The sequence below is a fragment of the Methylobacterium sp. WL116 genome (assembly GCF_008039455.1).
In the GTDB taxonomy this organism is placed as follows: Bacteria; Pseudomonadota; Alphaproteobacteria; order Rhizobiales; family Beijerinckiaceae; genus Methylobacterium.
Map to the genome: position 1 here is coordinate 28,462 of NZ_VRUV01000003.1, position 25,908 is coordinate 54,369.

The 25,908-nt window shown below is 64.9% G+C and carries 24 protein-coding genes and 1 tRNA gene; 11 read left to right on the forward strand and 14 right to left on the reverse strand.

The window, feature by feature from the left end; all coding sequences use genetic code 11:
• Window positions 1–171 precede the first annotated feature (171 nt).
• From FV223_RS01050 to FV223_RS01060, 3 genes are all read right to left on the reverse strand, one after another.
• Complete coding sequence (locus tag FV223_RS01050; RefSeq protein WP_147724871.1) at window positions 172–522, reverse strand: DUF2958 domain-containing protein; 351 nt, start codon at window positions 520–522, stop codon at window positions 172–174.
• A complete protein-coding gene (locus FV223_RS01055) occupies window positions 522–1,790 on the reverse strand; it encodes a hypothetical protein (RefSeq protein WP_147724873.1) in 1,269 nt (422 codons plus the stop codon). Before FV223_RS01055 ends, FV223_RS01050 begins: the two co-directional genes overlap by 1 nt.
• Before the next feature lie 514 nt (window positions 1,791–2,304).
• The gene (locus tag FV223_RS01060) at window positions 2,305–2,940 is read right to left on the reverse strand and encodes a hypothetical protein (protein ID WP_147724875.1); all 636 of its coding nucleotides are present in this window, start codon (window positions 2,938–2,940) and stop codon (window positions 2,305–2,307) included.
• Window positions 2,941–3,103: 163 nt separating this feature from the next.
• On the opposite strand from FV223_RS01060, the gene FV223_RS01065 reads away from it, so the two are divergent.
• Both FV223_RS01065 and FV223_RS01070 read left to right on the forward strand, forming a co-directional pair.
• Window positions 3,104–3,883 carry a DnaJ domain-containing protein gene (locus FV223_RS01065; protein ID WP_147724877.1) on the forward strand — a complete coding sequence of 260 codons (780 nt, stop codon included), beginning with the start codon at window positions 3,104–3,106 and terminating at the stop codon, window positions 3,881–3,883.
• A 252-nt stretch (window positions 3,884–4,135) separates the two neighbouring features.
• Window positions 4,136–5,107, forward strand: a complete 972-nt coding sequence (locus tag FV223_RS01070; protein ID WP_147724879.1) for a hypothetical protein — start codon at window positions 4,136–4,138, stop codon at window positions 5,105–5,107.
• Between the two features lie 316 nt (window positions 5,108–5,423).
• Here FV223_RS01070 and FV223_RS01075 read toward each other — a convergent pair whose 3' ends face one another.
• Window positions 5,424–5,876, reverse strand: coding sequence for a MarR family winged helix-turn-helix transcriptional regulator (locus FV223_RS01075; RefSeq protein ID WP_147724880.1), 453 nt, complete (start codon window positions 5,874–5,876; stop codon window positions 5,424–5,426).
• Between the two features lie 85 nt (window positions 5,877–5,961).
• On the opposite strand from FV223_RS01075, the gene FV223_RS01080 reads away from it, so the two are divergent.
• The 4 genes from FV223_RS01080 to FV223_RS29975 all read left to right on the forward strand — a co-directional run bounded on the left by FV223_RS01080 (window position 5,962) and on the right by FV223_RS29975 (window position 9,193).
• Window positions 5,962–6,249 (forward strand): DUF3861 domain-containing protein, encoded by a 288-nt coding sequence (locus tag FV223_RS01080; RefSeq protein WP_147724882.1) that lies wholly within the window; start codon window positions 5,962–5,964, stop codon window positions 6,247–6,249.
• Window positions 6,250–6,285: 36 nt separating this feature from the next.
• Window positions 6,286–7,827, forward strand: coding sequence for an MFS transporter (locus FV223_RS01085; protein ID WP_147724884.1), 1,542 nt, complete (start codon window positions 6,286–6,288; stop codon window positions 7,825–7,827).
• A gap of 141 nt (window positions 7,828–7,968) precedes the next feature.
• A complete protein-coding gene (locus FV223_RS01090) occupies window positions 7,969–9,015 on the forward strand; it encodes an HlyD family secretion protein (RefSeq protein ID WP_246689561.1) in 1,047 nt (348 codons plus the stop codon).
• 40 nt (window positions 9,016–9,055) lie between these two features.
• Window positions 9,056–9,193 carry a hypothetical protein gene (locus FV223_RS29975; protein WP_187276005.1) on the forward strand — a complete coding sequence of 46 codons (138 nt, stop codon included), beginning with the start codon at window positions 9,056–9,058 and terminating at the stop codon, window positions 9,191–9,193.
• Between the two features lie 489 nt (window positions 9,194–9,682).
• Here FV223_RS29975 and FV223_RS01095 read toward each other — a convergent pair whose 3' ends face one another.
• Window positions 9,683–10,393: a TetR/AcrR family transcriptional regulator gene (locus FV223_RS01095; RefSeq protein ID WP_147724887.1), complete on the reverse strand. Its 711-nt coding sequence runs from the start codon at window positions 10,391–10,393 to the stop codon at window positions 9,683–9,685.
• Window positions 10,394–10,483: 90 nt separating this feature from the next.
• Here FV223_RS01095 and FV223_RS01100 point away from each other — a divergent pair, with 90 nt between their 5' ends.
• The 3 genes from FV223_RS01100 (at window position 10,484) to FV223_RS01110 (ending at window position 13,110) form a co-directional block, all read left to right on the forward strand.
• On the forward strand, window positions 10,484–10,972 hold the full coding sequence (locus FV223_RS01100; RefSeq protein ID WP_147724889.1) for a DUF892 family protein: 489 nt from the start codon (window positions 10,484–10,486) through the stop codon (window positions 10,970–10,972).
• Between the two features lie 153 nt (window positions 10,973–11,125).
• Complete coding sequence (locus FV223_RS01105) at window positions 11,126–11,572, forward strand: hypothetical protein (RefSeq protein ID WP_147724891.1); 447 nt, start codon at window positions 11,126–11,128, stop codon at window positions 11,570–11,572.
• A 1,061-nt stretch (window positions 11,573–12,633) separates the two neighbouring features.
• A complete protein-coding gene (locus tag FV223_RS01110) occupies window positions 12,634–13,110 on the forward strand; it encodes a hypothetical protein (RefSeq protein ID WP_147724893.1) in 477 nt (158 codons plus the stop codon).
• Window positions 13,111–13,262: 152 nt separating this feature from the next.
• On the opposite strand, the gene FV223_RS01115 is transcribed toward FV223_RS01110, so the two are convergent.
• The 9 genes from FV223_RS01115 to FV223_RS01155 all read right to left on the reverse strand — a co-directional run bounded on the left by FV223_RS01115 (window position 13,263) and on the right by FV223_RS01155 (window position 24,333).
• Window positions 13,263–14,141, reverse strand: coding sequence for a restriction endonuclease (locus FV223_RS01115; RefSeq protein ID WP_147724895.1), 879 nt, complete (start codon window positions 14,139–14,141; stop codon window positions 13,263–13,265).
• A 1,009-nt stretch (window positions 14,142–15,150) separates the two neighbouring features.
• Window positions 15,151–16,719, reverse strand: coding sequence for a site-specific integrase (locus FV223_RS01120; RefSeq protein WP_147724897.1), 1,569 nt, complete (start codon window positions 16,717–16,719; stop codon window positions 15,151–15,153).
• Window positions 16,720–16,804: 85 nt separating this feature from the next.
• Window positions 16,805–16,896 (reverse strand) — tRNA-Ser (locus FV223_RS01125).
• A 13-nt stretch (window positions 16,897–16,909) separates the two neighbouring features.
• Window positions 16,910–17,758, reverse strand: a complete 849-nt coding sequence (locus tag FV223_RS01130; RefSeq protein ID WP_246689562.1) for a glycosyltransferase family 2 protein — start codon at window positions 17,756–17,758, stop codon at window positions 16,910–16,912.
• Entirely contained in the window at window positions 17,755–19,290 is a 1,536-nt protein-coding gene (locus tag FV223_RS01135; RefSeq protein ID WP_147724899.1) for an AMP-binding protein, read from the reverse strand. Before FV223_RS01135 ends, FV223_RS01130 begins: the two co-directional genes overlap by 4 nt.
• Before the next feature lie 71 nt (window positions 19,291–19,361).
• Window positions 19,362–21,587 (reverse strand): xanthine dehydrogenase family protein molybdopterin-binding subunit, encoded by a 2,226-nt coding sequence (locus tag FV223_RS01140; RefSeq protein WP_147724900.1) that lies wholly within the window; start codon window positions 21,585–21,587, stop codon window positions 19,362–19,364.
• A 26-nt stretch (window positions 21,588–21,613) separates the two neighbouring features.
• Window positions 21,614–22,585, reverse strand: coding sequence for a xanthine dehydrogenase family protein subunit M (locus FV223_RS01145; RefSeq protein WP_147724902.1), 972 nt, complete (start codon window positions 22,583–22,585; stop codon window positions 21,614–21,616).
• Window positions 22,586–22,596: 11 nt separating this feature from the next.
• The gene (gene paoA, locus FV223_RS01150) at window positions 22,597–23,250 is read right to left on the reverse strand and encodes an aldehyde dehydrogenase iron-sulfur subunit PaoA (RefSeq protein WP_147724904.1); all 654 of its coding nucleotides are present in this window, start codon (window positions 23,248–23,250) and stop codon (window positions 22,597–22,599) included.
• 330 nt (window positions 23,251–23,580) lie between these two features.
• A complete protein-coding gene (locus FV223_RS01155; RefSeq protein ID WP_147724908.1) occupies window positions 23,581–24,333 on the reverse strand; it encodes a sigma-70 family RNA polymerase sigma factor in 753 nt (250 codons plus the stop codon).
• Window positions 24,334–24,729: 396 nt separating this feature from the next.
• Between FV223_RS01155 and nadA the strand changes: the two genes are divergently transcribed.
• Both nadA and FV223_RS31420 read left to right on the forward strand, forming a co-directional pair.
• Window positions 24,730–25,752 (forward strand): quinolinate synthase NadA, encoded by a 1,023-nt coding sequence (gene nadA, locus FV223_RS01160; protein WP_147724910.1) that lies wholly within the window; start codon window positions 24,730–24,732, stop codon window positions 25,750–25,752.
• Window positions 25,749–25,908: FAD-dependent oxidoreductase (locus FV223_RS31420; protein ID WP_147724912.1), on the forward strand; the 160-nt coding region annotated here is incomplete at its 3' end. The genes nadA and FV223_RS31420, both read left to right, overlap by 4 nt.

A 25,908-nucleotide genomic window follows, 5' to 3' on the forward strand; every position in this document is an offset into this window, starting at 1 on the left:
CCTACCTGAAAGCAGGCAGTGCAAACGTCTGCAAAGGTCAGAACCGGAATAGCCCAACAAGCTAACGGAATTTCCATGAGCCAAGTTTCTGTTATTTAATAGCTTTCTGGCGTGCAGAGGGCTGGTGACCGTTCGAGGGTGATAGAAGATGAAAGCGGTAGGCAGGGCGCTTCATACCGTTATCTTGCCGGCGGCGATGGCATCGGCGGCGTAGGCGGATAGCTTCCTATCTGGCTGGAAGTAGACGTCTCGTGAGACTGGCAGCCCGATGTAGCCTCGCAGCTGCGCAAGTTCGTTGAGGTCGACGTAGCCAAGCTCGGGCGACCCCAGCCCAAGATCGCAGAGGCCGAAAGCGCGGGTGGGATCGGTGGGATCGAGTTCGGAGAGCAGCCACGTAGCAGCACCGTCCGGGAGGAACAGTTTGACTACCGGGAGCGGGTCGATGTCTTTGCCCGCGGCGGAGCGTTGACCGTTGAGCAGCAGCTGACGGCGCTGCGCCTTGGTGAAACAGGCAAGAGCCATCAGCGGCCTCCCCGCCCAGCAGCCTTGCCGGCGGATGAACCGGTCGCTTGGGTGGGGCGTGGCTTCGGTTGCCGCTGTGCGCCTGGCGTTGTCCTCAGGGACGGCAGTGAGCGCCGGCGACGTCTCGCTGGTTTGGTTGGGTTGTCTGCTTCAGAGTTGGGCGTGAGCACCGTCGCTGGCTCGATGTCGGGCTCAGCCGTGATCGATGAAGGAGCGGGAAGCGCCAGAGGCGAAGGCGCTGTTGGAGGCGGGTTCGAGGGGTCATCCGACATTCCGTCGGGGTGAAGAAGGACCAGGTCGAACACCGGCTGCAGGTCTAGGTAGCGGTGATTGAGGTAGCCTGCCTGCTCTTCGGCGCCGGCTTCAAGAAGGGCGGAAACGAAGGCTTCCAGCGGCAGGGCGGTAAAGCCTACGGTTTTGGGAGCGGAGCCCGCCGGATCAATAAGTTCGTTGGCGTAGAGCTGGGACGCGACGGCGACCCGCCGGTTGAGGGAAGGACTGAGGACGAGGAGGTGAGCGCGGGGGGTGATACCCTGCCGGACGCAGCAGCCTGCCAAAAGATGGAGACGCCAGAACTGCTCAAGAGCGACGGAGCGCAGGACCTTGGCCTCAGGATCGTGATGAAGGGCCAGCTCTCGGCTGACCGTGTCGTAGCGGGGACGAAGCGTGGCGGCCGGACCTGAAGCGCCCTCCGAGAGCTTGGTTTCCACGAAAACGGTGGCTGATTCGCCATCCATACTGATGACGTTCACGGCAGCGTCGTATGCCGTCCGATCTGCCAAAAACCGGGGATCACTGCGGTCGCGGGAAGGCGCGGTCTCGAATCGAATGCCCTCGACGAGATGGACGAAGTTCGGCAGCAGCCTGCGAAAGACGGCAGTGGCGAGGTCAAGATTCAGGGCCAGCGGCGCCAGAAGATTGAAGCATAGCGGCTCGGAGGAGAGCAGATTCCGGTGCAGGCGCTCGTAGTTGATGCATGCCCCTTCCTCGCGCAGCACGAGGGAGCGACGCACGAAGGCATGGACGGCCGGGCTAAGGAAGTTGCAGCCCCTTCCGGCGTCTGCGGGCAGCAGGGTCGAGCCAAGGGTGATGGCAGGCAGATCTCGCCGGCCACCAGGTCGATGAAAGCCAGGAGCGAGGCCCTGCTCCTCGCGCCAGAGAGATTGCTTGAGGCGGGCGGCAGCACGGTACCGAGTGTCACCGACGATCAGGCAATCGTGGGCACGAAGCAAGGGCTCGGGGACAAGAGGGGCGCGCGTAAGGGGCATGGTTGATCCTGGATGAAGCCGCGGGCTATGCGGGTAGATCCAGGTTCAGGTTGGGGTCGTATTTTTTGCGAGACAGAGATCGTTTCGCGAACAGATCAAAGGATCAGGTCTACAAAATATTCGACCAGTCGGGGAGAGCGACTGTTTCGGTTTTGATTTTTGATAGCTATATAGTTTTTAAATAGAATTTAGACAGCGTTTCAGATAGCGCTTAAGATGCATAGGATTGTATCTGGCTTTAAACATTATAATCGACTTAAGGAACACGGCTAGCAGGTGTGTATTTAACACGGTTCGATCGGCCGATTGCACTCATAGTGCGCATGAGGAGATTGAGCTGTCGCATCGTGGTAGTAGCTGGGCTTTTCCGTGGGGGGTGTAGGAGGTGATATCATATCGGAATTGATCAGCTCATCGCACAGCGGTAACTGAGCCGATTTTGGCTTCCTCTGCTCAGCGCTGCGGATGCGATCGTCTATATTTCGCCTCGGCCCTCCTTTATCGACCGAAGGGCTCAATCCGAGGAGCCGTGCCGATCGTTAGTCCGGCGCACTCCCTCAGCGGTCCACTCTCGACCCGTCGTTGTCTTGATGCCGCGTGCGTTCAGTTCGTTCGCTGCGGCCTGCCAGCGCCCGCGCTGAGCTGGAAGGTCCTCTAGCACCGCCTGAACTTCCTGCCGGGCCTGCATGCGCATCGCGTGAGCCTCCGTACGTTGTCGGTTTTCCCACTGCGAGAAGTGCTTGCGGGGATCGAACTCCCAGTCATCTTGCGTGAGCTTGTCTGCAGGTAAGGGTAAGGGTTCCACCCCGTGATCCTTCAGGTAGCTCATCATATATGGATGGGGGCGCCACTGAAGGTCGCGTGCGAAATCCACATAGAGAAGCGTGGCCGAATGCGTCGCACAGAGCGCCACAACTTTGGCAAGTGCGTCCGCAATGTGCTTTGTGCCGCGATCCGCTGCCAGCTCGACGAAGGCTGCTTCGCCGACGAGCACGCCCTTATCCTCACGTACGTAGCGCCGAATAACTTCGAGCTGGTAGCGGATCGTGCGAGACCGGCGGGCGGCCTCTTCGACGTCGGTCGTACCTTTTCGGAACGGCCGGCGTGCCACTGGCAGCGTCCAGTAGAACCCCACATACGCCTGCCTCATGCCGTTCCCTCTTCCTGCGCTGGCCATGCAGGGCTCAATCCGAACAATTCCGCTCGCGAGCCGTCGGACGCCTTTGACCAGCTATCCCTAACCCATCGCCTCGCGGACAAGTCCGGACACCCAGTCCGGACCCTGCCAAGTGGTTGAACGGACAGGGAACTCTATGACCATCGAAGAAGCCTACATCGAACTTGGCCTTGCACAGAATGCGACACCGAACGCGATCAAAGCTGCCTATCGGGCACGCGCCAAGGCTACGCATCCGGACATCAATGGTAGAGGTGTTAACGCGGGTGAAGAATTTCGCCGCGTTCAAACGGCGTATGAAGTGTTGAGACTGCATCGCCGTGACACGCCCCTCAATCAAATCTCTGAAGATATCTTTGCTGATAAATATGACTACCTATTTGACGAAATTATGGCATCATGCAATGCCGAAGAAACAATTGTCACTTTTCGTAAAGAAGATAATGGCAAACAACATAAAGACGAATTAGTCACTCCATCTAAATCATATCATTTCGAAAATTCATTAGATGAGCGTCTAGATTTAGACTCAGTTCGAATATTAATCGAAGCTGAGTCAAAGAAGATTATATTTGGAATGTCGATCGATATGATACAAAAAATTAAGAACCCGCATCTTCGCGCGGCTGCCTTATTGATGACGGACATGGGTGAGCTTTGTCGTCAGGGCTACGGCGGTGATATTGCTGCCTTGGCCGTGGGGGTGAACGTGCCTATTGCCGGCCGCATGGGGCAACTCGCCTTCGACACATACGGGCTGGCCGCCAACGCAAATACTCCCGCGAAGCAGAGAGCTTACGCAAAGAAGCTAAAGGCACACACTCGCGACCTGATCGGATTCGGTCAACTAGCGATGGCTGAGCAAGCCTTCGAGCTACTGCAACAGCATAGCGACGACAAGCATCAAATGGCTTGAAGTTTGTTAACTATTAGGCGCGTGCGGGGCCGACACTCCGCGCGTCGCTGAAGTGTAGACGACTTCACACCCTAAACTTATAAAAATTCGCATCCTTGACTTTTTCTCAGGAGCACCTCTGTGTCTAATTCTCTACCTCCAACCGGTGATCGTCCCGCCAATCCCTTCATGGGCAGCATTACAGCCGAAGGGGCTACGTCTCGTCGCAAACGCTCTCAGTCCGCCGAATACGAGCCACCCTACGACCGAACCATGCTCGATGAACTGCCGACTTTGGGCGAGAAGATCCGCTTCCTACGCGAGAGCGGCTTAGAGTTCGCCGACTTCGGCTTGCCGAACTGGGTCGGGGGCACCAGTGCCGACGCCGCCGTGCAGCTGCATCAGGCGGTGTTCGGTAGCAATCGACAGGCTAATGGGCGCGCGTGGGCCGGGCACGGAGCGTCCGAGTATCTGACCTCGTCGCAGTTCCGAAAGGGCTACAATGCCATCGCCTATGCGAACTGCGTCGGCGAGGTGATGAACGCCTTCATCTCGATCTCCTGGTCGACGGCGGGGATCGTCGCCCCCGACGCCGTGATGGCGGCGCAGATTCGATATCTGGAGCTTCTGCGGAAGTGGCTGCTGCACCGCGGAGTGCAGCCAGCCTGGGTCTGGGTGATCGAGAACGGCAAGACCTACGGGCTGCACTCGCACATCCTCCTGCGCGTGCCGCACCACATGAGGGAAGCGGTGAAGTTTCAGGCCGAGACGGCGGTGGCGACGATCGCAGCACGTCCTCTGAAGAAGCCGCGTCGCGGCACCAAGGGGGACCAAACGGTCCACGTCATCTGCCGACGTGACAACAACATACGGGCACAGTGGCGGCTTTACAGATACATATCCAAGGGCCTGAAGCCGACAACGCGAGAGCTTAACCCCGAACTTCGGGCCAAGCAGATTCGTATCGAGAAAGTCGGTGGCCTAAAGTTACGCCGTCAGGGGCTTGTCGTGCGTCAGCGATTAGGCGTCGCGCGGGGACTAAGCACGCAGAGCCGGCAGAGCAACAGCACCATTCCGGATTTCCTAGATTATGCGCTGGAGCACTTCGGAACGGCGCCGGGGGCAATCTTCACTGATGCCTATTTCCAGGAGTGGTGCGCGCAGCAGTGGTCGGAGACGGCGGATCAGAGAGCCGCCGCGAATGCCGCAATGATGAAAGAGTTGACGTCGACGCTGAATATTTAGGAGCTTCCGTCCTGGCGGCGCTTAAAAACGGAGCCGCTCCGGATTGAACCGGAGCGGCGACAAATAATGCATCATAAGAGATTGATTTAATTGTACTTTCGGCGATTGCTGATTGCGTGATGAGACTGAAGGCTCGGCATCATCGGCAGAAACAGCGCCCCCCGGCGTCAACGGTGTGGGAGGCATCCGCGAAACAGCACGGCAGCGGCAGAAATCGACCCGAGCCGGTCGTCGCAGTCGTTCGCGGCCTTACCCGGAAGCAGTCGTTCGCAATCTGGGCATTACGCAAACCCAGCCGCGCATGGCCCTTCGGAATTCAGGAGCCTCGAAGGGCCGAGGGACCGCCGCCGCCATCAAGCCGCGCCTTCATCTTCGACAGGATGCGACGTAGGACCTCCCGTTCGTCGGGACTCACGTCCTCCAGCATCGCGGCACCCGCTTCAATGCGCTGGCGGCTTAGTTGCCGAGATGCCTGATCGCCTTCGGCGGTCACGTTGAGACTTTGGGTGCGCCAGTCCGACGGATGCGCCCGACGCGTGACGAGCCCACGCGCCTCAAGCTCCTTGATGGTGCGCGCCAGCTGAGCCTTGTCGCGGCCGGTCCAGGTCGACAGCATCAGCTGCGAGCAATCGGCGTTGCGGGCGATCAGCGACAGCGTACGGGCCTGGAACGGGGCGAGGCCCCAGCGTTCTATCGCTGCAAGACCCTGCAGCTGCGCCTGGAAGCCATTCGCGACGGCGCCGAAGAGGTCGAGGAGATCATCATCCATGAGCGCATCATACCTTATCGGTTGACATAATCAACTCATACTTGTAAGTTGATGCCATCAACCGACGGATACCCCTGCCAACGCCATGCGACACACCTACCGCTTGTCCCTTGAGGCGCTCGGCGACGATGCCGCCACCCCGGGGGAAACGCTGACGTTCCGCGTCACCAACCACGACGATCTCTTCCAGATCCTGTCCCGCATCCGGGCGGGGACGGCCGTACCCGAGGCGGAGGCGGCCGAGTTCACGGTCGGCCTCAAACTCTTCGGCGAAATCCTGCTCCGGCATCGCGGCGAGCCGCCGTTCGCCGAGCTGTTCCCACACTTCGGCGCCTTCGTCAGGAAGCTGAAAAGCCATGTCGCGACGGCGTGAAGCCGGCCGCACGTCCGTCCCCCCGGATTTTTCACCATGCCACTCAAACCGCTGATCGGCCTGCTCGGCGTGCTCGTTGCCGCCCTCAGTGCGGAGTTCAACGAACTCGTCCTGGCCACGGCCCTGGTGGACGTGCGCGGAGCCCTCGGCATCAGCCATGACCCCGGGCTCTGGATCGAGAGCCTCTACGCTTCCGGCGTCGCGTTCGGGATGGCCCTGGCGCCCTGGCTCTCCGTCACGTTCACCCTGCGCCGCTTCACCCTGTTCGCCATCGCGCTGGCCGGCGGCGCGACGCTGCTCATCCCGTTCGCCCCGGACCTGTCCGTCTTGCTGGGCCTGCGCCTGGTCCAGGGTTTGGGCGGCGGGTTCACGATCCCCCTCCTGATGACCACGGCCCTGCGCGTGCTCGCGCCACCGATCCGTCTTTACGGGCTGGCGGTCTACGCGCTCACCGCAACCTTCTCGCCGGCCATCAGCAGTTCCATCGCGGCGTTCTGGACCGACGTGGTCGACTGGCGCTTCGTGTTCTTCGAGGCGCTGCCGCTAGGAGCCGTCGCGGCCGTCCTCGTCTGGCACGGCATGCCGCAGGACCCCCCACGCTACGAGCGCCTGCGCCAGTTCGACTGGAAGGGCGCCCTGCTCCTCGCCGTCGGCACGGGCTCCTTCACCACGCTGATGTACCACGGCAACCACCAGGACTGGTTCAACTCGCACGAGGTCTGGATCCTCGTTTCGCTCTGCGTGGTCGCCTTCCCGCTGCTCGCCCTGAACGAGTGGTATCACCCGCTGCCCCTGCTCAAGCTTCAGATGCTCGCGCGCCGAAACTTCGCCTACGGCGTCCTTGGGCTGTTCCTGTTCCTCGTCCTCAGCCTGTCCTCCTCGCTGCTGCCGCAGACCTACCTCGTCGAGATCCAGGGCTACCGGGCGCTCCAGGGGCATTGGATCACGCTCGTCATCGCGCTCGGACAATTCCTGATGCTGCCGGCGGTGGCGTACCTCCTCGACCATAGCTGGGCCGACGCGCGAGGCGTGACGCTTTGCGGCCTGACGCTGATCCTGACTGCCTGCGTCGGCAGCTCCCTCGTCGACGCCTCGTGGAACCGGGAGCAGTTCTACGTCTGGCAGGTGCTGCAGATGGTCGGCCAGCCGATGGTCGTCCTGCCCCTGCTGATGATCGCCACGAACGCCGTGCAGGGTCCCGCCGAAGGTCCGTACGCCTCGGCGCTGGTCAACACGACCCGCAGCCTCGCCGCCCCGGTCGGCACCTGCGTCCTCGAACTCATCGAGCGCTGGCGCGGCGCGCTCCACTCAGAACGCCTCGTCGATCAGGTCGGGCAGATGCGCTTCAATCCCGCGCATGCCGCGACCCTCCTGCCGGGCAGCGTCGCCGCCCTTCCGTCCGACGATGTCGGCGGCCATGCGGAGCGGCTCGCGCATGCCGTCGAGACCCAGGCGAGCGTGCTGACCACCGCCGACTCCTTCCTGATCCTGTCCGGCTTCGGCGTCGCCCTCGCGGTGCTCGTCGTCCTTCTCCCGCTCCGCACCTACCCGCCGCGCATCCTGTTCGCGAAGCACTGAGTACCCATGTCCGCCACCCCTACTCCGAACGCACAACCACCCGCCGCCCCAACGGCGCCCGCACAACCCACCCCGGCCCCGACTGCGCCGGAGAGGGGATGGTTCGCCAGGGTCTGGCCTTGGACCCTCGGCACCCTCGTCGTGCTCTGCTTCGCTGGAGCGGTCGCCTGGCACACCCTGGCGCCGCATCCGGACGTCCGGACCGACAACGCCTACGTACGCGTGCACTACGCCGCCATCGCGCCGCGGGTCGCGGGGCAGGTTACAGACGTCCGCGTCCAGAACAACGACATGGTCAAGGTCGGACAGGTGCTGGTCGAACTCGACGACCGGGACTACCGCGCCGTCGTCGCCTCGGCGGACGCGAACCTCGCGCGCGACCGCGCCATGGTCGTCAACGCGGCGGCATCCCTCACTCGCCAGGGTCCGGTGATCGAGCAGGCCAGGGCACAGGTGAAGACCGCCGAGGCGCAGCTGACCTTCTCGGAATCCGACGCCAAGCGCTACGAGTACCTCGCCACAACCGGGTCGGGCACGATCAAGACCCATCAGCAGGCCGACAGCACCCTGCTGCAGAGCCGGGCTGCCCTCGACGGGGCGAAGGCCTCCCTGGAAGCCGCGCAGGCGCAGTTGAAGATCCTGCAGGCCCAGGAAGTCTCGGCCCGCGCGAGCGTCCGCGCCAGCGAGGCGCAGCTCGAACAGGCGCATCTCAACCTTTCCTACACGAGGATCGTGGCCCCGGTGGACGGCATGGTCGCCCAGCGCGGCGTGCAGGTAGGCAACTACATCGGCGCAGGCACGGGGCTGATGGCCGTCGTGCCGCTGTCCGAGGTCTACGTCGAGGCGAACTACCGGGAGGTCGAGCTCAGGCACGTCCAGGCCGGACAGCGCGCCCGCATCCACGTCGATGCCTACGACGTCGACCTAGAAGGCACGGTGGTCGGCGTCCCGGCCGCCACCGGGGCGACCTTCGCGACCATCCAGCCCGACAACGCCACCGGCAATTTCACCAAGATCGTGCAGCGCCTGCCGGTGCAGATCGTCATCGCGCCGAACCAGCCGCTCGCCCGGCTGCTGCGGGTCGGCCTCTCGGTCGAGACGACCATCGAGACGAACCTTGCCGATGTCGTCGGGGAGCATCGCAAAGCCGTCCAGCCGGCCGTCGCCAGCCTGTTCCCGCCGCGCTGAGCCCAATCGAGCGCGCCTTCAATCCAGGAGAGTACCAGCCATGACACCCCGCGGTCGCTTCATCACCATCACCCTCATGGCCGTCCTGATGCCATTCGCCGGGCCAGGTACAAGCGTCTGGGCGCAGAGCTATACGGCCCCCGCGGGCATCCCCCCCGAGACCGCCCCGGCGGGCTGACCGGCGTTCACGGTTCTCAGGAGATGCGAGAGGGAGCAGCCTCATTCGGGAGTAGGATGACGACACTCCGTCCGGGCAAGGCACCTTCGCACGGTAGGGTCCACCGGCGCGCCAAGTTAGTTCGCGATTGATTGGGTGCCAGCATCCACGGCTCGAAATTAGGGTGCGGACCTTGCCGAACTGTGCAAGCGGGCGACCGTGGACATGCCCGAGGTCGCCGAGATCCTGCCGAACCGACGATGTTGACGTCCGTTTAGTTCCCACGCCGGAAATCCAGGCGGTCACGACGGAGCCGTGCTCGGCCGGTCGAGCCGCCTCGTTGCGCATGACCGAGTTTAGGAGGCTCTCGCGCATCGTGTCGATGCCCTGGCGAATGCCGAGGCGAGCGGCTTCCGGTACGCTGGGGCCGGCCGTGCATTCCCGAACGAAATGGAGGGGGAAGCCCCCGATTGTGAAAGGCATATTGGGGGCGTCGCGTCGATCCCGCGATCAGCGTTCGCCCGGCCAACCCCGATCGGACATCTCATCCGGACCCGTTTCCCCGAACGGGATCAGGCCGTCCGCCACCATGTCGACGACGCTTGCGACGTCACGGCGGGCACGCTCGCGCAGTGCGGCCAGATCGACGCCGTAGAGCGCGTGGATCTGGAGCGGCAGCAACGCCATCTCCACGATCCGGGTGGCGATGGGGATGGCCGCAGAAATCCGGTCCGGCGCATGGACGCCCCCGGCGATGGCTTCGGCGATGCATCCGACGCATCCCCCGAACCCGATATCGTAGGAGGCCCGGGCCATGTCGGGGAAACGCTCCGTCTCGACGATGGTGATACGCATCAGCGCGATGACGTCCGGAACAAAGGTCTCGTCGGCGAGCATGATGCACGCCCGCAGGATCCTATCCCTGACGGCGCCGCCGGCGCCCCCGGCCGAGATCCGCGCGAGCGAGAGCGCTACCCTGCGCCGGACCACCTCCTTGAACAGCGCTTCCTTGGTCGGGTAGCGGGCGTACAGAGTCGCCTTGCCGGCATGGGCCAGCTCGGCGATTCCCTCGTACGTCGTTCGGTCGAAGCCCTGTTGGAGGAAGAGACGGGTCGCGATGTCGAGCACCCTCCCCTCGACCTCGCCCGTTTGGTCGGCGCGAGGCCGCCCCCGTCGGCGGACCGGCATGATGCCGGTCGGCTCTTCGATCCGCTCGCTCACAATTATCTCCCTGGCCCCGGAACAAGCGGGCACCCCAGACGCTTCATTAAATGAACGCTACCGTTCATTTAATGAAGCGGGATATTCGACATGGCAGAGAACGCATACGCCGACTGGTACGTCACGGGCCTGCAGGCAATCAAAAGCGCCGACGAGCAGGGCAAGGAAGCCGCGCAGGCGGTCACTAAGGACCTGAGCGATCCTGAGCTTCGGAAAATCGCCGAGGAAGGCGCCGCCGCCGCCGAACGGCACTCCGAGACGATCTCGCGCCTCCTGAAGGACGCCGGAGGCCAGCCGGGCGGCATGCCCAACATTATCATGGAAGGCATCCGGGCCGGTACCATCCAGACGATGGATGCCGCCAAGGACCCCGAGGTGAAGGACGCCAGCGGCGTCGCTGCGGCCCAGATATCGATCCACTACTACATCGCCGTCTACGGCACCCTTGCGTCCACCGCCAAGCATCTCGGTCGCGACAAGGACGCCGCGGAGCTCAAGCGCATGACCGACGAGATGATCGCATTCGACAGGCGCTACACCGAAATCTCCGAGGCGCGGACCAACAAGCGCGCCAGCTAGCCGCTTCCTCGTCCCGAAAATCGATCCGACGGCCGGCATATTCCCATCCGGGGTGTGCCGGTCACACCTCTCGACGATGTCGACATGTCCGCCGTCCGGCGGGCCTCGTTGCGAACCACCTGAGGGGGTGAGACGCATCAGGGTACCCTCAAGATGATCATCAAGTTCTCGACCTCGGTTTTCCTTCTGACCTGCCTTGCAGGTCCCGCGCTGGCCCAATCGGCGTCGTCGCCAAGCCCGATGCTTCATGGGAATTACTGCGGACCGGGTAACAACGCTCCGCTGGGGCCCATCGATGCACTCGACGCCGCATGTGCCCGTCACGACGCCTGCACGCCGAACGGCGCTTTGGCATCCAAGTCCTGCAACCTTCGCCTTCAGCAGGAAGCGGCATTGATCGCACGGGATCCTCGCCAGCCCCAGGACGTCAAGGCGACGGCCGGCTTCGTCTCGGTAGGTGCGGCCATGATGCCGTCCGACGAGTCGACGCAAACCGAAACGGTCGCGATGCCGCCTTCGGAGGATCAGGTTCGTCGGCCGCAAGCGACCCGTCGGACGGAACACCGAGTGGCGTTCCGCCACTCGGCGACACGCGACTGAGGCGTCGGTCGGTCGACCGCCGACCCGGTGAACCGACCGTCGGGTTCAGTGACCTTCATCCCGGCGGGCAGGTCCAGGAACATGACAACGACTAGGGCGAAGCGACGCTCGATTTCCCCGGGCGTTGGTGCCGAAGGCTCGACCAGGAACGGGACGTCGATAGCGACGTGGCCGGTGAGTGCGCCGAGGAAAATGTTGGCAGCGCGTTTAGGTCGGCTTCGAGGTTTACCCCTCCAGAAGCGGACAGTCACAGAACCACCCAAACGAGACGTCCGGCGCATGGCGATCGCGGTGGAAAGGTAGGGACGTCCGGCCGCCGGTGTGAATATGACTGCTCGTTCCACAGAATGGTCGTGAACGGTGGCCGGACTAGGATTACGAAGGGAGTGCCCCCCCCGGGGTGGACGCGGTGCCGTACATCTGGACGACCAAAACTGGAACCGAGGTAGAAGGTTTCGGAATGGGGGCCGGGCAGGGCGGCCTTAGGTCATTGATCTTGTGGCGGGTTCAGGCGTCGATGAAGTACCACCGTGACTGCAAGATTTAGAACGGCTGATTGCTTTTGAGGCTTGGCTTCAGGGTGTGGTGGGCCGGTGATTAAGCAACAGTGCCTTTGAGGTCGGCGATGAAATTCGCTGGCCGATGGCGGCGGCGATGACAGCCTTCAAGGGTGCCCTGACATGGCCGGTGCTTTGAGATGCCCGGCGATGAAAGCCTAGCTGGCGGATGAAGGCCGCCATTGATGAGGGGAGGGGTAATCGGCTGAGAGAACGTGAGTGGAAGCTCGCGCGATCTGGATCGGCTTTCGAGATACCACCTAGAGTTTTATCTCAGCCCCTTTGGGAAAGGGGCGACCGAATTGTAGTGTATCTCGACATTCACAACTTATGGATGATTTATTTGGTAAGCTTGCTATCTCAAGTCGAATTTCTGGCGGTTTCCGGGGGCACGTAGCCTTCCAACTAATCATTTCGCCTCGCCAACTCTATATACGGAGTCAGTCGCGTTCTCCGGTGGTTGGAGGGCGGTGAACTGGCATCTCGAACTGAAAAGAGATGTCCATGAACACCCTATCGTACAACCCTAACGATTTCTGCCTCGATCTCAACGAAGGCTTGGATACCGTTGAACTGCTAGCTGGCGACAGCGTCAGCCGCCTTCACGCCGAGGCTGCCATCAGAGCCGAGGCCGCGACGCTGAAGCCCAACATGTCACTTGACCAAATCGCCGCCGTCGAGAATCTCTGCCTGCGCGCCGCAGCGTTGCTGATGACCGACATGGGAGCGATGATCCGGCGTGGGAACCGCTTCGGACTCAAGTTGCTGATCCGGACCGTCATGTCGCCGAAGGCCGGCCGGTTGGGTGAGCTAGCCGTTGAGGCTTATGACCGTGCTTACGGCGGCCGTAATCCCGTGAAACGAGCGATGTCTGCTGATCATATGGCAGCCGTCACCCGCGTCCTGTTGCGGAACGGGCGTGCGTACACGGGGGGCGGCCGTTGCGCCTTGGCCGACAGAGCTATCGAGTTAATTCATTAATACGTATAGTGACGGCGGCGACGTCGTCTTCGCTATCGTAAACAGAACGACTGGGGCGAGGGAGTAATTCTGCTTCGCCCTATTTATATATCAGTTTTCTTAAAGACAGATCAAAAGCAAGTTTTTACGATTTGATATAAAGAACTAGCGTTTTAAATGGCCGAGAGTGCTTGATGGTCAAGAGTGATCTCTTCGACCATTTTTACGGTTAGCCCGATGCGATGAAGTTTTAGAAGGTCGCACAGAGCTTCGCCGTCGACGAGATCGATCGCCGGAGCACCGTCCCGTGTTGCCTCTCGCCGGGCATCAGCAGTGAAGGCCGCGGTGGTGAGGATCAGGCCCTTGTCGGCACGGCCGACCATGGCTCCCCGGAAGTCACGCACAGTCGCGGCGCCGACCGATCCCTTCCATCGTTTGCACTGGAAAATGACCTGGAAGGAGAGCAGGTTCATACGCAGGACGCCTGTGCCGTCGATGCCGCCGTCACCGGTCTTGCCCGTGACCTCCACGCGCGTGAACCCAGCCTCGCGCAGCAGTCGCTGGCACAGCCGTTCGAAGGCCGCAGGATGAATCTGCCCCAGGGTTTCAAGGAGCTGTTCTCTCCACCCCATTTCGGGCTGTAGCGAGACGGTCAGCTCACCTTCGGTTGGGGGTGGCGCATCCTCAGTAAGGGACATGCCCTTGCGCAAGGCGTAGTTTGCCTGCCGCACCCGTTTTACGAGTTCCGCCTCGTTGTATTGTATTAGGGCAGAGCGTCCGAGAGCCGTGAGAGACCAGACTCCGCGCCCACTGTTTTCTACGAACCCCGCATTTTTGAGCCAGCTTCGAGCCCAGGCGCAACGATAATTCACTTTCGGTAGGGGGCCGGCCTTGTGGATAAAGCTGCGGACCTCGGCCGACAGAGCGAGCAGATCACCAACGCGATCATCTATTTCGTCGTTTGAAGCCGAGCCACCGAGGCCGTCGAGGGCTTTGATGGTGGCGCCGAAGAGATCAGGAACCTTCGGGATTTCAGGGAGATCGATGACCATGAAGGATGGTTTAGCAGAGGGGCCGCCTGACGCGCACCGTTCGATTTGAGGGTTCTCTGAAGAACGATCGGATCGTAACAGAGCTAAAAACGGAGCCGCATATCGCGGAAACGGAATGAGCCGACTCAGCCGTCATGCAAGTCGTTGATTTTACTTCGTTAAAATCGGCGCTCTTGCGCGAGTAGTGACTGCGAGTTTGAGACATGTGGGCACCACCCGGTGATCAAGGGAGCGAGCGGATAGACGGGCTACGCGCCTATGAGTTCACGGGAAGGGTGCTGCTGATTTAGAAGTCCGTGGTGGAGAAGCCATCGTAGGCGTCGCCGTGCCGGGTGCGAGGGGCTGGGCGGACAGGCGGATGAAGGAGACCAGCCCGTCTTGATCGAGGGCGCCGGCATCGCCGTATCGGAAGATGGTCTCCCGGCGGAACGCAAACCGCGATAACCCACGCCGAATTTATCGAGGTCGGCCGGCGTCATATATCCTTCTCCTAGGGTTCCAGGGTTATCGCAGCCCTCTTTATGGAGGGCTCTTATCTGTCTTCCTGGGGGAGGCCGAGGGAGGCCGTCTTGCTCGAAGAGCAAAGCTTCGCCTGGACGGCGGCGAAGCCAGCCGTCCAGATCGAACTCGCAATCTGCGAGGCGTCGGTCGGCCGTTGGATCGGAAGTGCAACCTTGTGATAGGTAGGCCAGGGTTGGGCTGTTGGCCTTTGCGCACTGCTTCCCACCATCCCGGTGGCCAGCGCAGATATGATGTCACCCTCCGATCCATCGGGGTGGGACATCGTCTTTGGGGGATGGCTGCGAAGCCTTGTACCCCATCCTGAGCATGCTCGTTGCCGAGCTTACCCTTCTCTCCGATGCCCTTCGGAGTTTTACCCGGCGGTCCCCATCTCGCCTGGTTAGCGATGGAGGCTCGGGGCCCTTAAGGGGCGTGGCGTGTCGCGGATGGGGCGACATGACCTGCGCGCTAGAAGTTATGCCCCCCGCCAGCTCGCAGCGCGGTGACGTCAAGGGATCCTGGACATCTGCTCGAGCAGCATTTTAAGGCCGTAGCCGCCGTAGGCCCCGCTCACAGTCTTCTGCCGTCCGAGTATGTAGATCGTTACGTCCTCGCGTAAGCCGTGATCGCGCGAGAGGGTCGAAAAGCGGTGCCGCCAGCCATGGTTGGGCTGCATGCGTGGGTCTTTCATTCCTAGCGATCGAACCCAACGGCTCAGAACCTTGGAGCCATTGCCGCCGCGGCTGCCGAAGCGGTCAGGTGGCAGGTCCGGAAACAGCGGCCCGGACTTGGCACCTTCGACGAATTCAAGAAAACCCTTCTCAATCAGGCGGAGATGGACAGGGATGGTCCGCTCCGAATTCTCGTTCTTGAGCGACCCGGCCTCCGGCCGGATCGCCAGGACGTGGATATCCCCGTCGTTGTAGACATCTTCCTTGCGCAACTGGCAGATTTCGGCGACGCGAGCGCCAGAATAGGCGCACAGCCACGGCACCCACCGACGCACACTGTCCTCCGCCGCAGAGGCTGCCGCGAGGATGATCGCCACTTCGGCCTCGGTGGGGTCGCGCTTGCGGTCCTGAGCACGCGCTTTGGTCGTCACCTTGATGCCGCGCGCGACGTTCGTCGACAGCTTCTTGTTGTCGACCCCCCACTGCAGGATCGTGCGTACCGGACCGATCTTACCGTTGCGGATGGTCGAGCCACGCAGTTCCTTGCCGAGGAGCGCGTCCTTCCAGCGGATCAGATCGTCTTCTCCGACCGCTGCCGCATCGTCGTGGCCAACGAAAGCGATGAACTCGCGCACTGTTCGGGGGAAGACGTAGGCGGTTTTAAGCGAAGGCTGCCGCTCGCGTAGCCATCCCGTGATCAGCGTTTCAAACGAAATGGCAGCCGCCTGCTCAGCGCGGTCTAATGCCGCCCGTACCACCGGTACTCGCGTGCTTCGAATTTCGGTCATCGGCAGCGGTGCCGTTGCGGTACGTCCCACAAACGCACGACGAGCACCTTGGCTAAGCTCGCGCAGGCTCAGCGCCGCGGCCTGCGTCGCATCGGCGATCGCCCAGACGAAGTCGCTCCGACTGCCTGCGTCGACGCGCAACCCGTTCTGCGCGAGATAGCGATCGGCAATGTCTTCACACCAAGTGCGCATTTCCGCGCGTTTGAACGCGTGGCGATCGAAGCCCTCCGTGATCAGGTCGACGGCGGGCCTCGTCAGATCGAGCTCTGTCGCTGACTGCTTGAACAGGTCCTCACCGAGGTCGACCGACCACTGCGTCTGCTGGCTCGGCGCCTCCCGGTGGTGCGCGAGAAATTCTTCACCGATACGAACCGCCATCTCGATGCACGCCCGCTCACTCAAAGCCTGAGGACCGTCGCGCAGGTTGGCCCACTGTTCCTCGAGAGCCGCGAGCGCTGCGGGGAACAAACGTTTGGCTTCCTTGGGATCGCGCGTGCCGAGGCTGCGGCGGATCTCGCCGCTGCCGACGAGCGCCTTCAGCTCGTCCGGGACACGCCGGCGCAGGTAGTAGAAGCCAGATCGCGGATGCAGCCAGGGAGTCGCCATCGCCAGGGCCATGTGTACCACCCGTGTGTACCACCGGGCGTCCAGAAAGCCATTGTCCGAAAGCAAGCTACGGCGAATTCACCACAATTTAGTGTGGTGGCGGAGACGGAGGGATTCGAACCCTCGATACCCATTTCTGGGTATGCTCATTTAGCAAACGAGTGCCTTCAGCCGCTCGGCCACGTCTCCAGCGTCGTCGGCTCTAAGAGGTCGGGCCGGGGCGGTCAAGCGGGTCGCGGGCTTGGCGCGTGGCGGAGGCCCTTCGGCGTTCGTAGTGCTTGGCGATGCGCAGGTGGCGCGAGATCGCGTAGTTCATCGCCGTGAGGAAGCCGTAGACGCCGCGGACGCAGTGGCGGCGGCCGAAATAGGCCTTCAGGAAATTGCCGGGCAGCTCTACGAACACGCGCCAGCTCGGGATCGCGACGCCGCGGGCTTCGAGGTCGTCGGCCTGCTGGTCGGAGTAGCGGTTGAGCTTGTCGAGCTGGTCGCCGAGCGAGCGCACCGAGAAGTGATGGATCACCCCCTTGAGCCGTCCGGGCTCGACGCCGGGCTCAAGCGCCACGCGGTCGTGGACCGGGGAGGGCGAGTAGCGCCCGCGATCCTTGCGGTAGAGCCGCACCGGCGTCAGGGCGTAGGCCCAGCGATGCGGGCGGCTCTCGCCGGGGAAGATCTCGGCGATGGCGATGCGCCAGGCGGGCGTTTCGGGCTCGCCGGCGGCGAACAAGGCGCGGATGTTGGCGGCGAGATCGGGCGGCACCACCTCGTCGGCGTCGAGGTTCAGGAGCCAGGCGTGGCGGCACTGGTCCTCGGCGAAGCGCTTCTGCGGGCCGTAGCCCGGCCAGTCGTTGTGGATCACCCGCGCGCCGAGGGAGGCTGCCAGCGCCTGCGTCCCGTCGGTCGAGCCGGAATCGACCACCACCAGGTCGTCGGTCAGGTCGCGCACCGCACGGATCGTCGCGCCGATGCGGTCCGCCTCGTTGCGGGCGATGATGAAGACGGAGATCGGCAGGGTGCGCGTGCCGTTCGGCGGGATCGCGGACACGCGGCTCAAGCCCCGGCCGCCGCGGCGAGCCGCTTGCGCTGGACCTTGCCGTTGGCGGTGCGGGGGAGGGCGTCGAGGAAGCGGATCTCCCGCGGGCGCTTGTAGGCCGCGAGGCGCTCGGCGCACCACGCGATCAGCGCGTCCGCGTCGGGCTGGGCGCCCGGCTGCAGCACGACGAAGCCGCAGATCACCGAGACGTCGGCCCGCACGGCCAGCTCGGCGACCCCGGCTTCGGCGACGGACGGATGCGCGATCAGCGCGCCCTCGACCTCGTTCGGGGAGACGCGGTAGCCCATCGCGTTCATCAGGTCGTCGTTGCGGCCCTCGAACCAGAGATAGCCGTCGGCATCGAGCCGGGCGAGGTCGCCGCCGGCGAACCAGTCGCCGCGCAGCACCTGCGCCTCCTCGTCGGGCCTGTTCCAGTATCCCAGCATCAGGCCGGGCTCGGAGCGGTGGACCGCGAGCAGGCCGGTCTCGCCGGCCGGCACCGGCTCGGGTGCGCCCTCGACCGGCAGGATCGCCACGCGCCGTCCCGGCTGGGGCTTGCCCGGCGAGCCGCGGCGCTGCGCGATCGTCGGCCCGGTCGAGACGTAGGTCGAGATCTCGCTCATGCCGAGCGCCTCGTAGAGCGGCTTGTCCGTGGCAGCCGTCCAGGCGTCGAGCACGTCCGCGGGAAGCGCCTCGCCGGCGGTGCAGCCGTGGCGCAGGCTCGACAGGTCGTGGCTGCCCGGGTCGCCGTACTTGAGGATCTGGCGATACAGGCTCGGCACGGCGGCGAAGATCGTGGCGCGATGGCGCGCGATCAGCCGGGGCCAGACGGACGGGTCGCGCGGCCCGTTGTACAGCACGGCGGTCGCGCCGACGGACCACGGATCGGTGATGCCGACGCCGAGCGTGTAGGTCCAGTTCATCGTGCCGGCGTGCAGCATCGTGTCGGATTCCGAAAGGCCGAGCCAGTGCTCGAGCATCGGCCGGCGGCCGTAGACCGCGCGGTGGGCGTGCAGCACGCCCTTCGGTCGGCTGGTGGTGCCGGAGGTGTAGACCAGGGTCGCCGGGTCGTCGGCGGAGGTGTCCGCGTAGTCGGCGAGCGGCGCTTCGGTCTTTATCGCGGCGATGGCCGCTGCATCGAGGAGGATGCAGTCGCCGAGAGCCGCCGGATCGACCACGCAGCCGCCGCCGACGGCGACCGCCGCCGCACCCGAGTTCTCCATCAGGAAGGCTGCCTCGGCCGGCGTCAGCTGCGGCGACGATGGGAGGGCGACGAGGCCGGCGGCGAGCGCGGCGAAGTAGACGAGGACGTAGTCGGCCTCGTTGCCCATGCGGATCATCACCCGGTCGCCGCGGCGCAATCCGCGGGCCAGGAGCCCGGCCGCGATCCCGCGGACGGCGCGGTCGGCCTCGGCGAAGGTGAGGGTCTCGACCGCCTCGCCCGCGCCGACGAGGATCAGCGCGGTCTTGTCCGGCCGTGCCCGCACGTTCTCGCCGAGGCAGTAGCGCGCCGCGTTGAAGCGGCTCGGGGGATGGCGGTCGGCGGACACCATGGCGTGGCTCCCGGATGTTGGCACATCGCGGGATGTCCATGGGCGAGGCCGCCGTCAACCACTCCCTGGCGTCATGCCCTGCGCGGCGCGCGGCCTTCCTGCTCCTCGAAGCCCTTCAGCACCTTGTCCAGCGTCAGCGGATAGTCGCGGATGCGGATGCCGGTGGCGTTGTAGACGGCGTTGGCCAAAGCCGCGCCGGCGCCGCAGATGCCGAGCTCGCCCAGCCCCTTGCTCTTGAGCGGGTTGGCCTTGTCGTCGCGCTCCGGCAGGAACACCGCGTCCATCGCAGGAATGTCGGCGTGGACCGGCACGTGATACTCGGCGAGATCGTGGTTGACGTAGGTGGCGGTGCGCGGGTCGATCACCGCATCCTCCATCAGCGCCGCGCCGACGCCGAAGGTCATCCCGCCGATCGCCTGGCTGCGGGCGGTCTTGGCGTTGAGGATGCGGCCGCCGGTGAAGACGCCGAGCATGCGCCTCAGGCGGATCTCGCCGGTGTCGCGGTCGACGCCGACCTCGGCGAAGTGCGCACCGAACGAGTAGTGCGAGAACTTCTCCTTCAGCGCGCCGGGCTTGATCTCGCCCTCCGCCGCGACGCCGCTCGACCCGGCGAGGTCGATCAGGGCTTCGGAGCGGTTGCCCGAGGTGACGCGCCCGTCCGCGAAGACGACGCCGTCCGGGTTGAGGTCGGTCGCCGCCACGAGCTTGTTGCGCAGGTTGTCGCAGGCGACGTAGAGCGCCGAGCCGGCCGAGCCCGCGCCGAACGATCCGCCGGAGCCGGCCGCCGCGGGATAGGCGGTGTCGCCGATCTCGACGCGGATGCGCTCGACCGGGAGCCCCATCATCTCGCCGGCGATCTGGGCGAGGATGGTGTAGGTGCCGGTGCCGATGTCGGTCATCGCCATCCGCACGGTCAGGTATCCGTCGGCGCCGAGCTTCACCGACGCCGAGGACGGCATCAGCGGGTTGAGGCGGGCCGCCGCCGACATGCCCATGCCGACCATCCAATTGCCGTCGCGCACCGTGCCGGCCGCCTTGCGGCGGTCCCATCCGAACAGCTTGGCACCCTCGCGCATGCACGGCACGAGCTGGCGCACGGTGAACGGCACCTGCTTCTCCGGGTCCTGCGTCGGCTCGTTGCGGATTCGCAGCTCGATCGGGTCGAGGCCGATCTGCTCGGCGAGCTCGTCCATGGCGCATTCGAAGGCGAGCATGCCGACGGCCTCGCCGGGCGCACGCATCGAGGACGCGATCGGCAGGTCGAGCTTGGCCAGGCGATGGCGCGTGATGCGGTTCGGCGCGGCATAGAGCGAGCGCGTGACGTTGGCCGAGGTCTCGTAGAACTCGTCACCCTGTGCCGTGTCGGACCAGGATTCGTGGGACAGGGCCGTCAGCCTTCCGTCGCGGTCGGAGGCCAGCCGGATGCGCTGGATCGTGTCGGTGCGGTGGGTCGCGACGTGGAATTCCTGCTGCCGGGTCAGGGCCACCTTCACGGGGCGCTGGATTGCTTTGGAGGCCAGCGCGGCGAGCGTCGCCTCCGGCATTGGCTGCAGCTTCGAGCCGAAGCCGCCGCCGATGTAATGGCTCACCAGACGCACGTTCTCGACCGGCAGCTTCAGCACCGAAGCGAGCGACTTCTGCCCGCGGTTCAGCATCTGGTTGGCGGTGTAGAGCACGACCTTGTCGCCCTCCCACGAGGCGATCGTCGCGTGCGGCTCCATCTGCGCGTGGATCTGCGTCGGCGTCGTGTACTCGACGTCGAGCTTGACCGGGGCCGCGGCGAAGGCACCGTCGAAGTCGCCGAGCTTCGAATCCGGGTCGGTCTGCTGCTTCTTCGGCTCGACCGCCTGGGGCAGCGCCGCCCGCAGCGAGGCTTTCGGGGCCCGGACGTCGTAGGCGACCTTCACCAGCTTGGCCGCGGCGCGCGCCTGCTCGAAGGTCTCGGCCACGACGAAGGCCACCGGCTGATCGAAGAACCCGATGTTCGTCCCGGAGAGCTGCGGCCAGACCTGCTCCTTCTTCTCCCCTTGCTCGGGCACGTTCTCGTGGGTCATCACATGGATGACGCCGGGTGCCTTCGCGGCGGCGGCGGTATCGATCGAGCGGATCGTGCCGGCGGCGATCGTCGCGCCGACGATGAAGCCGTAGGCTGGGTTCTTCACCTCTCGGGTCTCGTAGGCATAGGGCGCGCGGCCCATCACCTTGAGGCGGCCGTCGATGCGGTCGATCGGCCGTCCGACGAGGCCGTCGGGCCTGTCGTCGAGCGGCGTCTTCCCGACCGGTTGATTCATCTCCATGGCATTCATCCTGAAAGCGTGGACGGTCAGGTCCGGGTGGCGTCAGTCACCACCGCGCGGAGCGTCCGCCGGGTCAGCGGGATCTTGAAGTCGTTGGTGCCGTAGCCGCGGGCGCCGTCCAGAACCGCATCAGCGGCGTCGTCGGCGCTACCGCCCTTGGCGAGCACGGCCTCGGCCGCCTCGACCCGCCACGGCTTGTGCGCGAGGCCGCCGAAGGCCATCCGCGCCTGCGTGATCTTGCCGTCCGCCTTGCCGATGACGGCCGCGATCGAGACCGTGGCGAAGGCGTAGGAGGCGCGGTCGCGCACCTTGCGATACACGTGCAGGCCCTCGACGGGCTTCGGCAGCGTCACGGCCGTGATGATCTCGCCCGGCTGCAGGGCGGTCTCGATCTGCGGGGTGTCGCCCGGCAGGCGGTGGAACTGTGCCATCGGGATCGCGCGGGTCGCGCCGTTCGGCGACAGCGTCTCGACGCTGGCATCGAGGACCCGCATCGCGACATTCATGTCGGAGGGGTTGGTGGCGATGCAGGCATCGCTGGTGCCGAGCACCGCCATGATGCGGTTGAACCCGCCGATCGCCGAGCAGCCCGAGCCGGGCTCGCGCTTGTTGCAGGGTTTCGACGTGTCGTAGAAATAGTAGCACCGCGTGCGCTGGAGCAGGTTTCCAGCGGTCGTGGCCTTGTTGCGCAGCTGCCCCGAAGCGCCCGCGAGCAGGGCCTTGCTCAGCACCGCGTAATCCTTCCGCACCCGCGGGTCGGCGGCGAGATCGGAGTTGCGCACGAGCGCGCCGATGCGCAGGCCGCCCTCCGGCATGGCCTCGACCTTGTCGAGGGGCAGCCGGTTGACGTCGATCAGGGTCGCCGGCGTCTCGACCTGGAGCTTCATCAGGTCGAGCAGGTTGGTGCCGCCGGCGATGAACTTGGCATTCGGCCGGTCCGCCGCGAGCCGCGCCGCGTCGCGGACGGTGGAAGGCCGCTCGTAGGTGAAGGCTTTCATCGCGCGCGCCTCTAGAGTTCGGTGCCGGCGACGTCGCGGATCGCCGCGACGATGTTCGGGTAGGCGCTGCAGCGGCACAGGTTGCCGCTCATCCGCTCGCGGATCTCGGCATCGGTGAACGCAGCCTTGCCGACGAGGTCTTCGGTGACGTGGCTCGGCCAGCCCGCCTTGACTTCCGCCAGCATGCCGACGCTGGAGCAGATCTGGCCCGGCGTGCAGTATCCGCACTGGAACCCGTCATGCTGAAGGAACGCCGCCTGGATCGGGTGGAGCTGCTCCTCGGTGCCCAAGCCTTCGATCGTGGTGATCGCGTCGCCATCGTGCATCGCGGCGAGCGTCAGGCAGGAATTGATCCGGCGCCCATCCACCAGCACCGTGCACGCGCCGCATTGGCCGTGGTCGCAGCCCTTCTTCGAGCCGTTGAGGTCGAGATGCTCGCGCAGCGCGTCGAGCAGGGTGGTGCGCGTGTCGAGGGTGAGGTCGTGCTCGGTGCCGTTCACCGTCAGGCGGACCGACAGCATCTGCGGCGCCGGATCGCCCGGTGCGTCCGCGAAGGCCGGCTTTGCCGGCAGGCCGAAGCCGGTGGCGGCCGCCGCGACGGCGCAGCTCTCCATCAGCGTCCGCCGCGTCAGCGCGAAGGCGCCGTCTCGTGTCTTGTCCGTCATGCTCGCTGTCCCGTGCGACCGGTGGTGCCGGCGGCTGTGGTGCGGGCGAAGTGCGTGCCCGCAGGGCGGTATCGCAACGGGAACGCCAGACGGATTGATTCGATCCGTTCCAGACTGCGCCGGATCGGCGCGGTGGGATAAAGAATGTGATCGCGATCGGCGCGCGGTGCGGCGGCATGGTTCGACGACCCGGACGCAGCGCGCTGCCGGCTTCAGGGATCGCTCTCGACCTTGGGGCTGCCGCTCGCGCTCGACGACGTAGGTCGCGCCCGCGAAGGGGCAGGTCGCGCCCGCGAAGGGGCAGGTCGCGCCCGCGAAGGGACGGTCCGCTCAGGCGCCGGCGGCGAGGCCGCCTTCGCCGATCGCCGAGAGCGTGAGGTGGTCGGCGCCGACCTCGGCGCCGGTATAGCCGAGCATGTGCGCGAGTTGGTCGCGGGCGCGCCACACGCGGCTCTTCACGGTGCCGATCCGGCACTTGAGGATCGTCGCCGCCTCTTCGTACGACACGTTCTCGACGGCGACGAGGATCAGCGCCTCGCGCATCGGCGGCGACAGGCGCCCGAGCGCGGCCTGCACGTCCTGAAGATCGAGGTGGCCGCCCTGCTCGGGCAGGCTCGTCAGGCGCGCGGCGTGATCGCCGTCGCTGTCGGCGACCTCGCGGGCGTGCTTGCGGTGGACGCTGTAGAAGGCGTTGCGCATGATGGTGAACAGCCAGGCGCCGAGGTTGGTCCCGACCTTGAAGCTGCCGCGGCTGCGCCAGGCGCGCAGCATCGTGTCCTGCACGAGGTCGTCGGCCGCCGAGGGGTTGCGGGTCAGCGAGATGGCGAAGCTGTGCAGGCTGGTGGCGGCTTCGAGCAGGCCGGCCTTGAACGCCGCGTCGTCGCGCCCCTGCGCGTCGGCAAGAACAACTTCGAGGCGCGCCAGCAGATCGCCGAGATGGGACGGCGGCGGGGCCTGCATCGAGGCGGCATACGTGGTTCGAAGATGCTCACCCAGATGGATGCGGATCGCATCGGACAGTTTCGGCGCCGCGACGGACAGGGAGTCCGAGGAGCCATTGCTGTCTTCCGTGGTGATGAGCATCGTGCCCCGCGCAGCTGGAGTTCCGATGGCGCCTCGGCACCGGCTCGCGATGTCGCGCAATCGATCGGGTGCCGCAGCAACATAGGTTATCTTTGGGCGGTTTCGGCCTGCGGCGATCTAGGCATTGCTGCCTCATCGCGGCGAGGCGTCGGTCCTCCCACGGCCCGCGTCCTGGTCAAAAATTCCGCATCCCGGACAGGACGACCAACCTGTCCTGCACGAGCCCATCACGCCGGAAGCGCGCGAGCCTCGGACCGGGGCGACGGCGTTGTGCGACGCATCGCGCCGGGTGCGTCGCAAAACCGTTATGCTCAGTCTCAGCATATCTAGACACGGCGATCCGGCGCGCCTAACTTAGGCGGCACAATGCTCAAACTGAGCATAATGGAGGGCGCCATGGCGTCGACCGCGTTTCCCGTCTCCGCCCCCCGCGCCGTTCCGGCAGGGATGCCGCTGCCCGAGATCTACGCCCGGGTCAGCCGCCACATCCCGGCGATCGAATGGCCGGCGCTCGCCCCCGACATCGAGGCGATCCTCCGCCTCAAGCGCGAGCGCAACGCCGTGATCCTGGCGCACAACTATCAGGCGCCGGAGATCTTCCACACGGTGGCCGACATCGTCGGCGACAGCCTGGCGCTCGCCCGCGAGGCGGTGACGGTGAAGGCCGACGTGATCGTGCTCGCCGGCGTGCACTTCATGGCCGAGACGGCCAAGCTGCTGAACCCGGGCAAGACTGTCCTGATCCCGGATCTCGGCGCCGGCTGCTCGCTCGCCGACTCGATCACCGCCGCCGACGTGCGCGGCCTGCGTGCCAAGTATCCCGGCGTGCCGATCGTGACCTACGTCAACACCTCCGCGGCGGTGAAGGCCGAGTCCGACCTGTGCTGCACCTCCGGCAACGCCGTCGAGGTGATCCGCTCGCTCGGCGTGAAGCGCGTGCTGATGATCCCCGACGAGTTCCTGGCGCAGAACGTCCAGGCGGTGCTGCCCGAGATCGAGATCCTCACCTGGGCCGGGCATTGCGAGGTGCACGAGCGCTTCACCCCAGCCGACATCCGCGAGGTGCGCGAGAGCTATCCCGGCGTCACCGTCATCGCCCACCCGGAATGCCCGCCGGACGTCGTCGCCGAATCCGACTTCTCGGGCTCGACCGCGATGATGATGAACTTCGTCACCGAGAAGCGCCCGGCGCAGGTCGTGCTCGTGACCGAGTGCTCGATGGCCGACAACATCGCAGCCGCGAACCCGGACATCGAGTTCATCAAGCCGTGCAACATGTGCCCGCACATGAAGCGGATGAGCCTGTCGAACATCCGGCACGCCCTGGAGACCCTGACCCACGAGGTCGTCGTCGACCCGGCCTTGGCCGACCGGGCGCGCGCCGCGGTGGAGCGCATGCTCGCGGTGGGTGCGCGATGAACGCGTTCTCGCGCAACCCCGCCGACCGCGTCGTCGTCGTCGGTGCCGGCGTCGCCGGCCTGAGCGTCGCCCTGCGGCTCGCGCCGCGGCCGGTGACGCTGGTCAGCGCTGCGCCGCTCGGGCTCGGCACCGCCACCGGCTGGGCGCAGGGCGGCA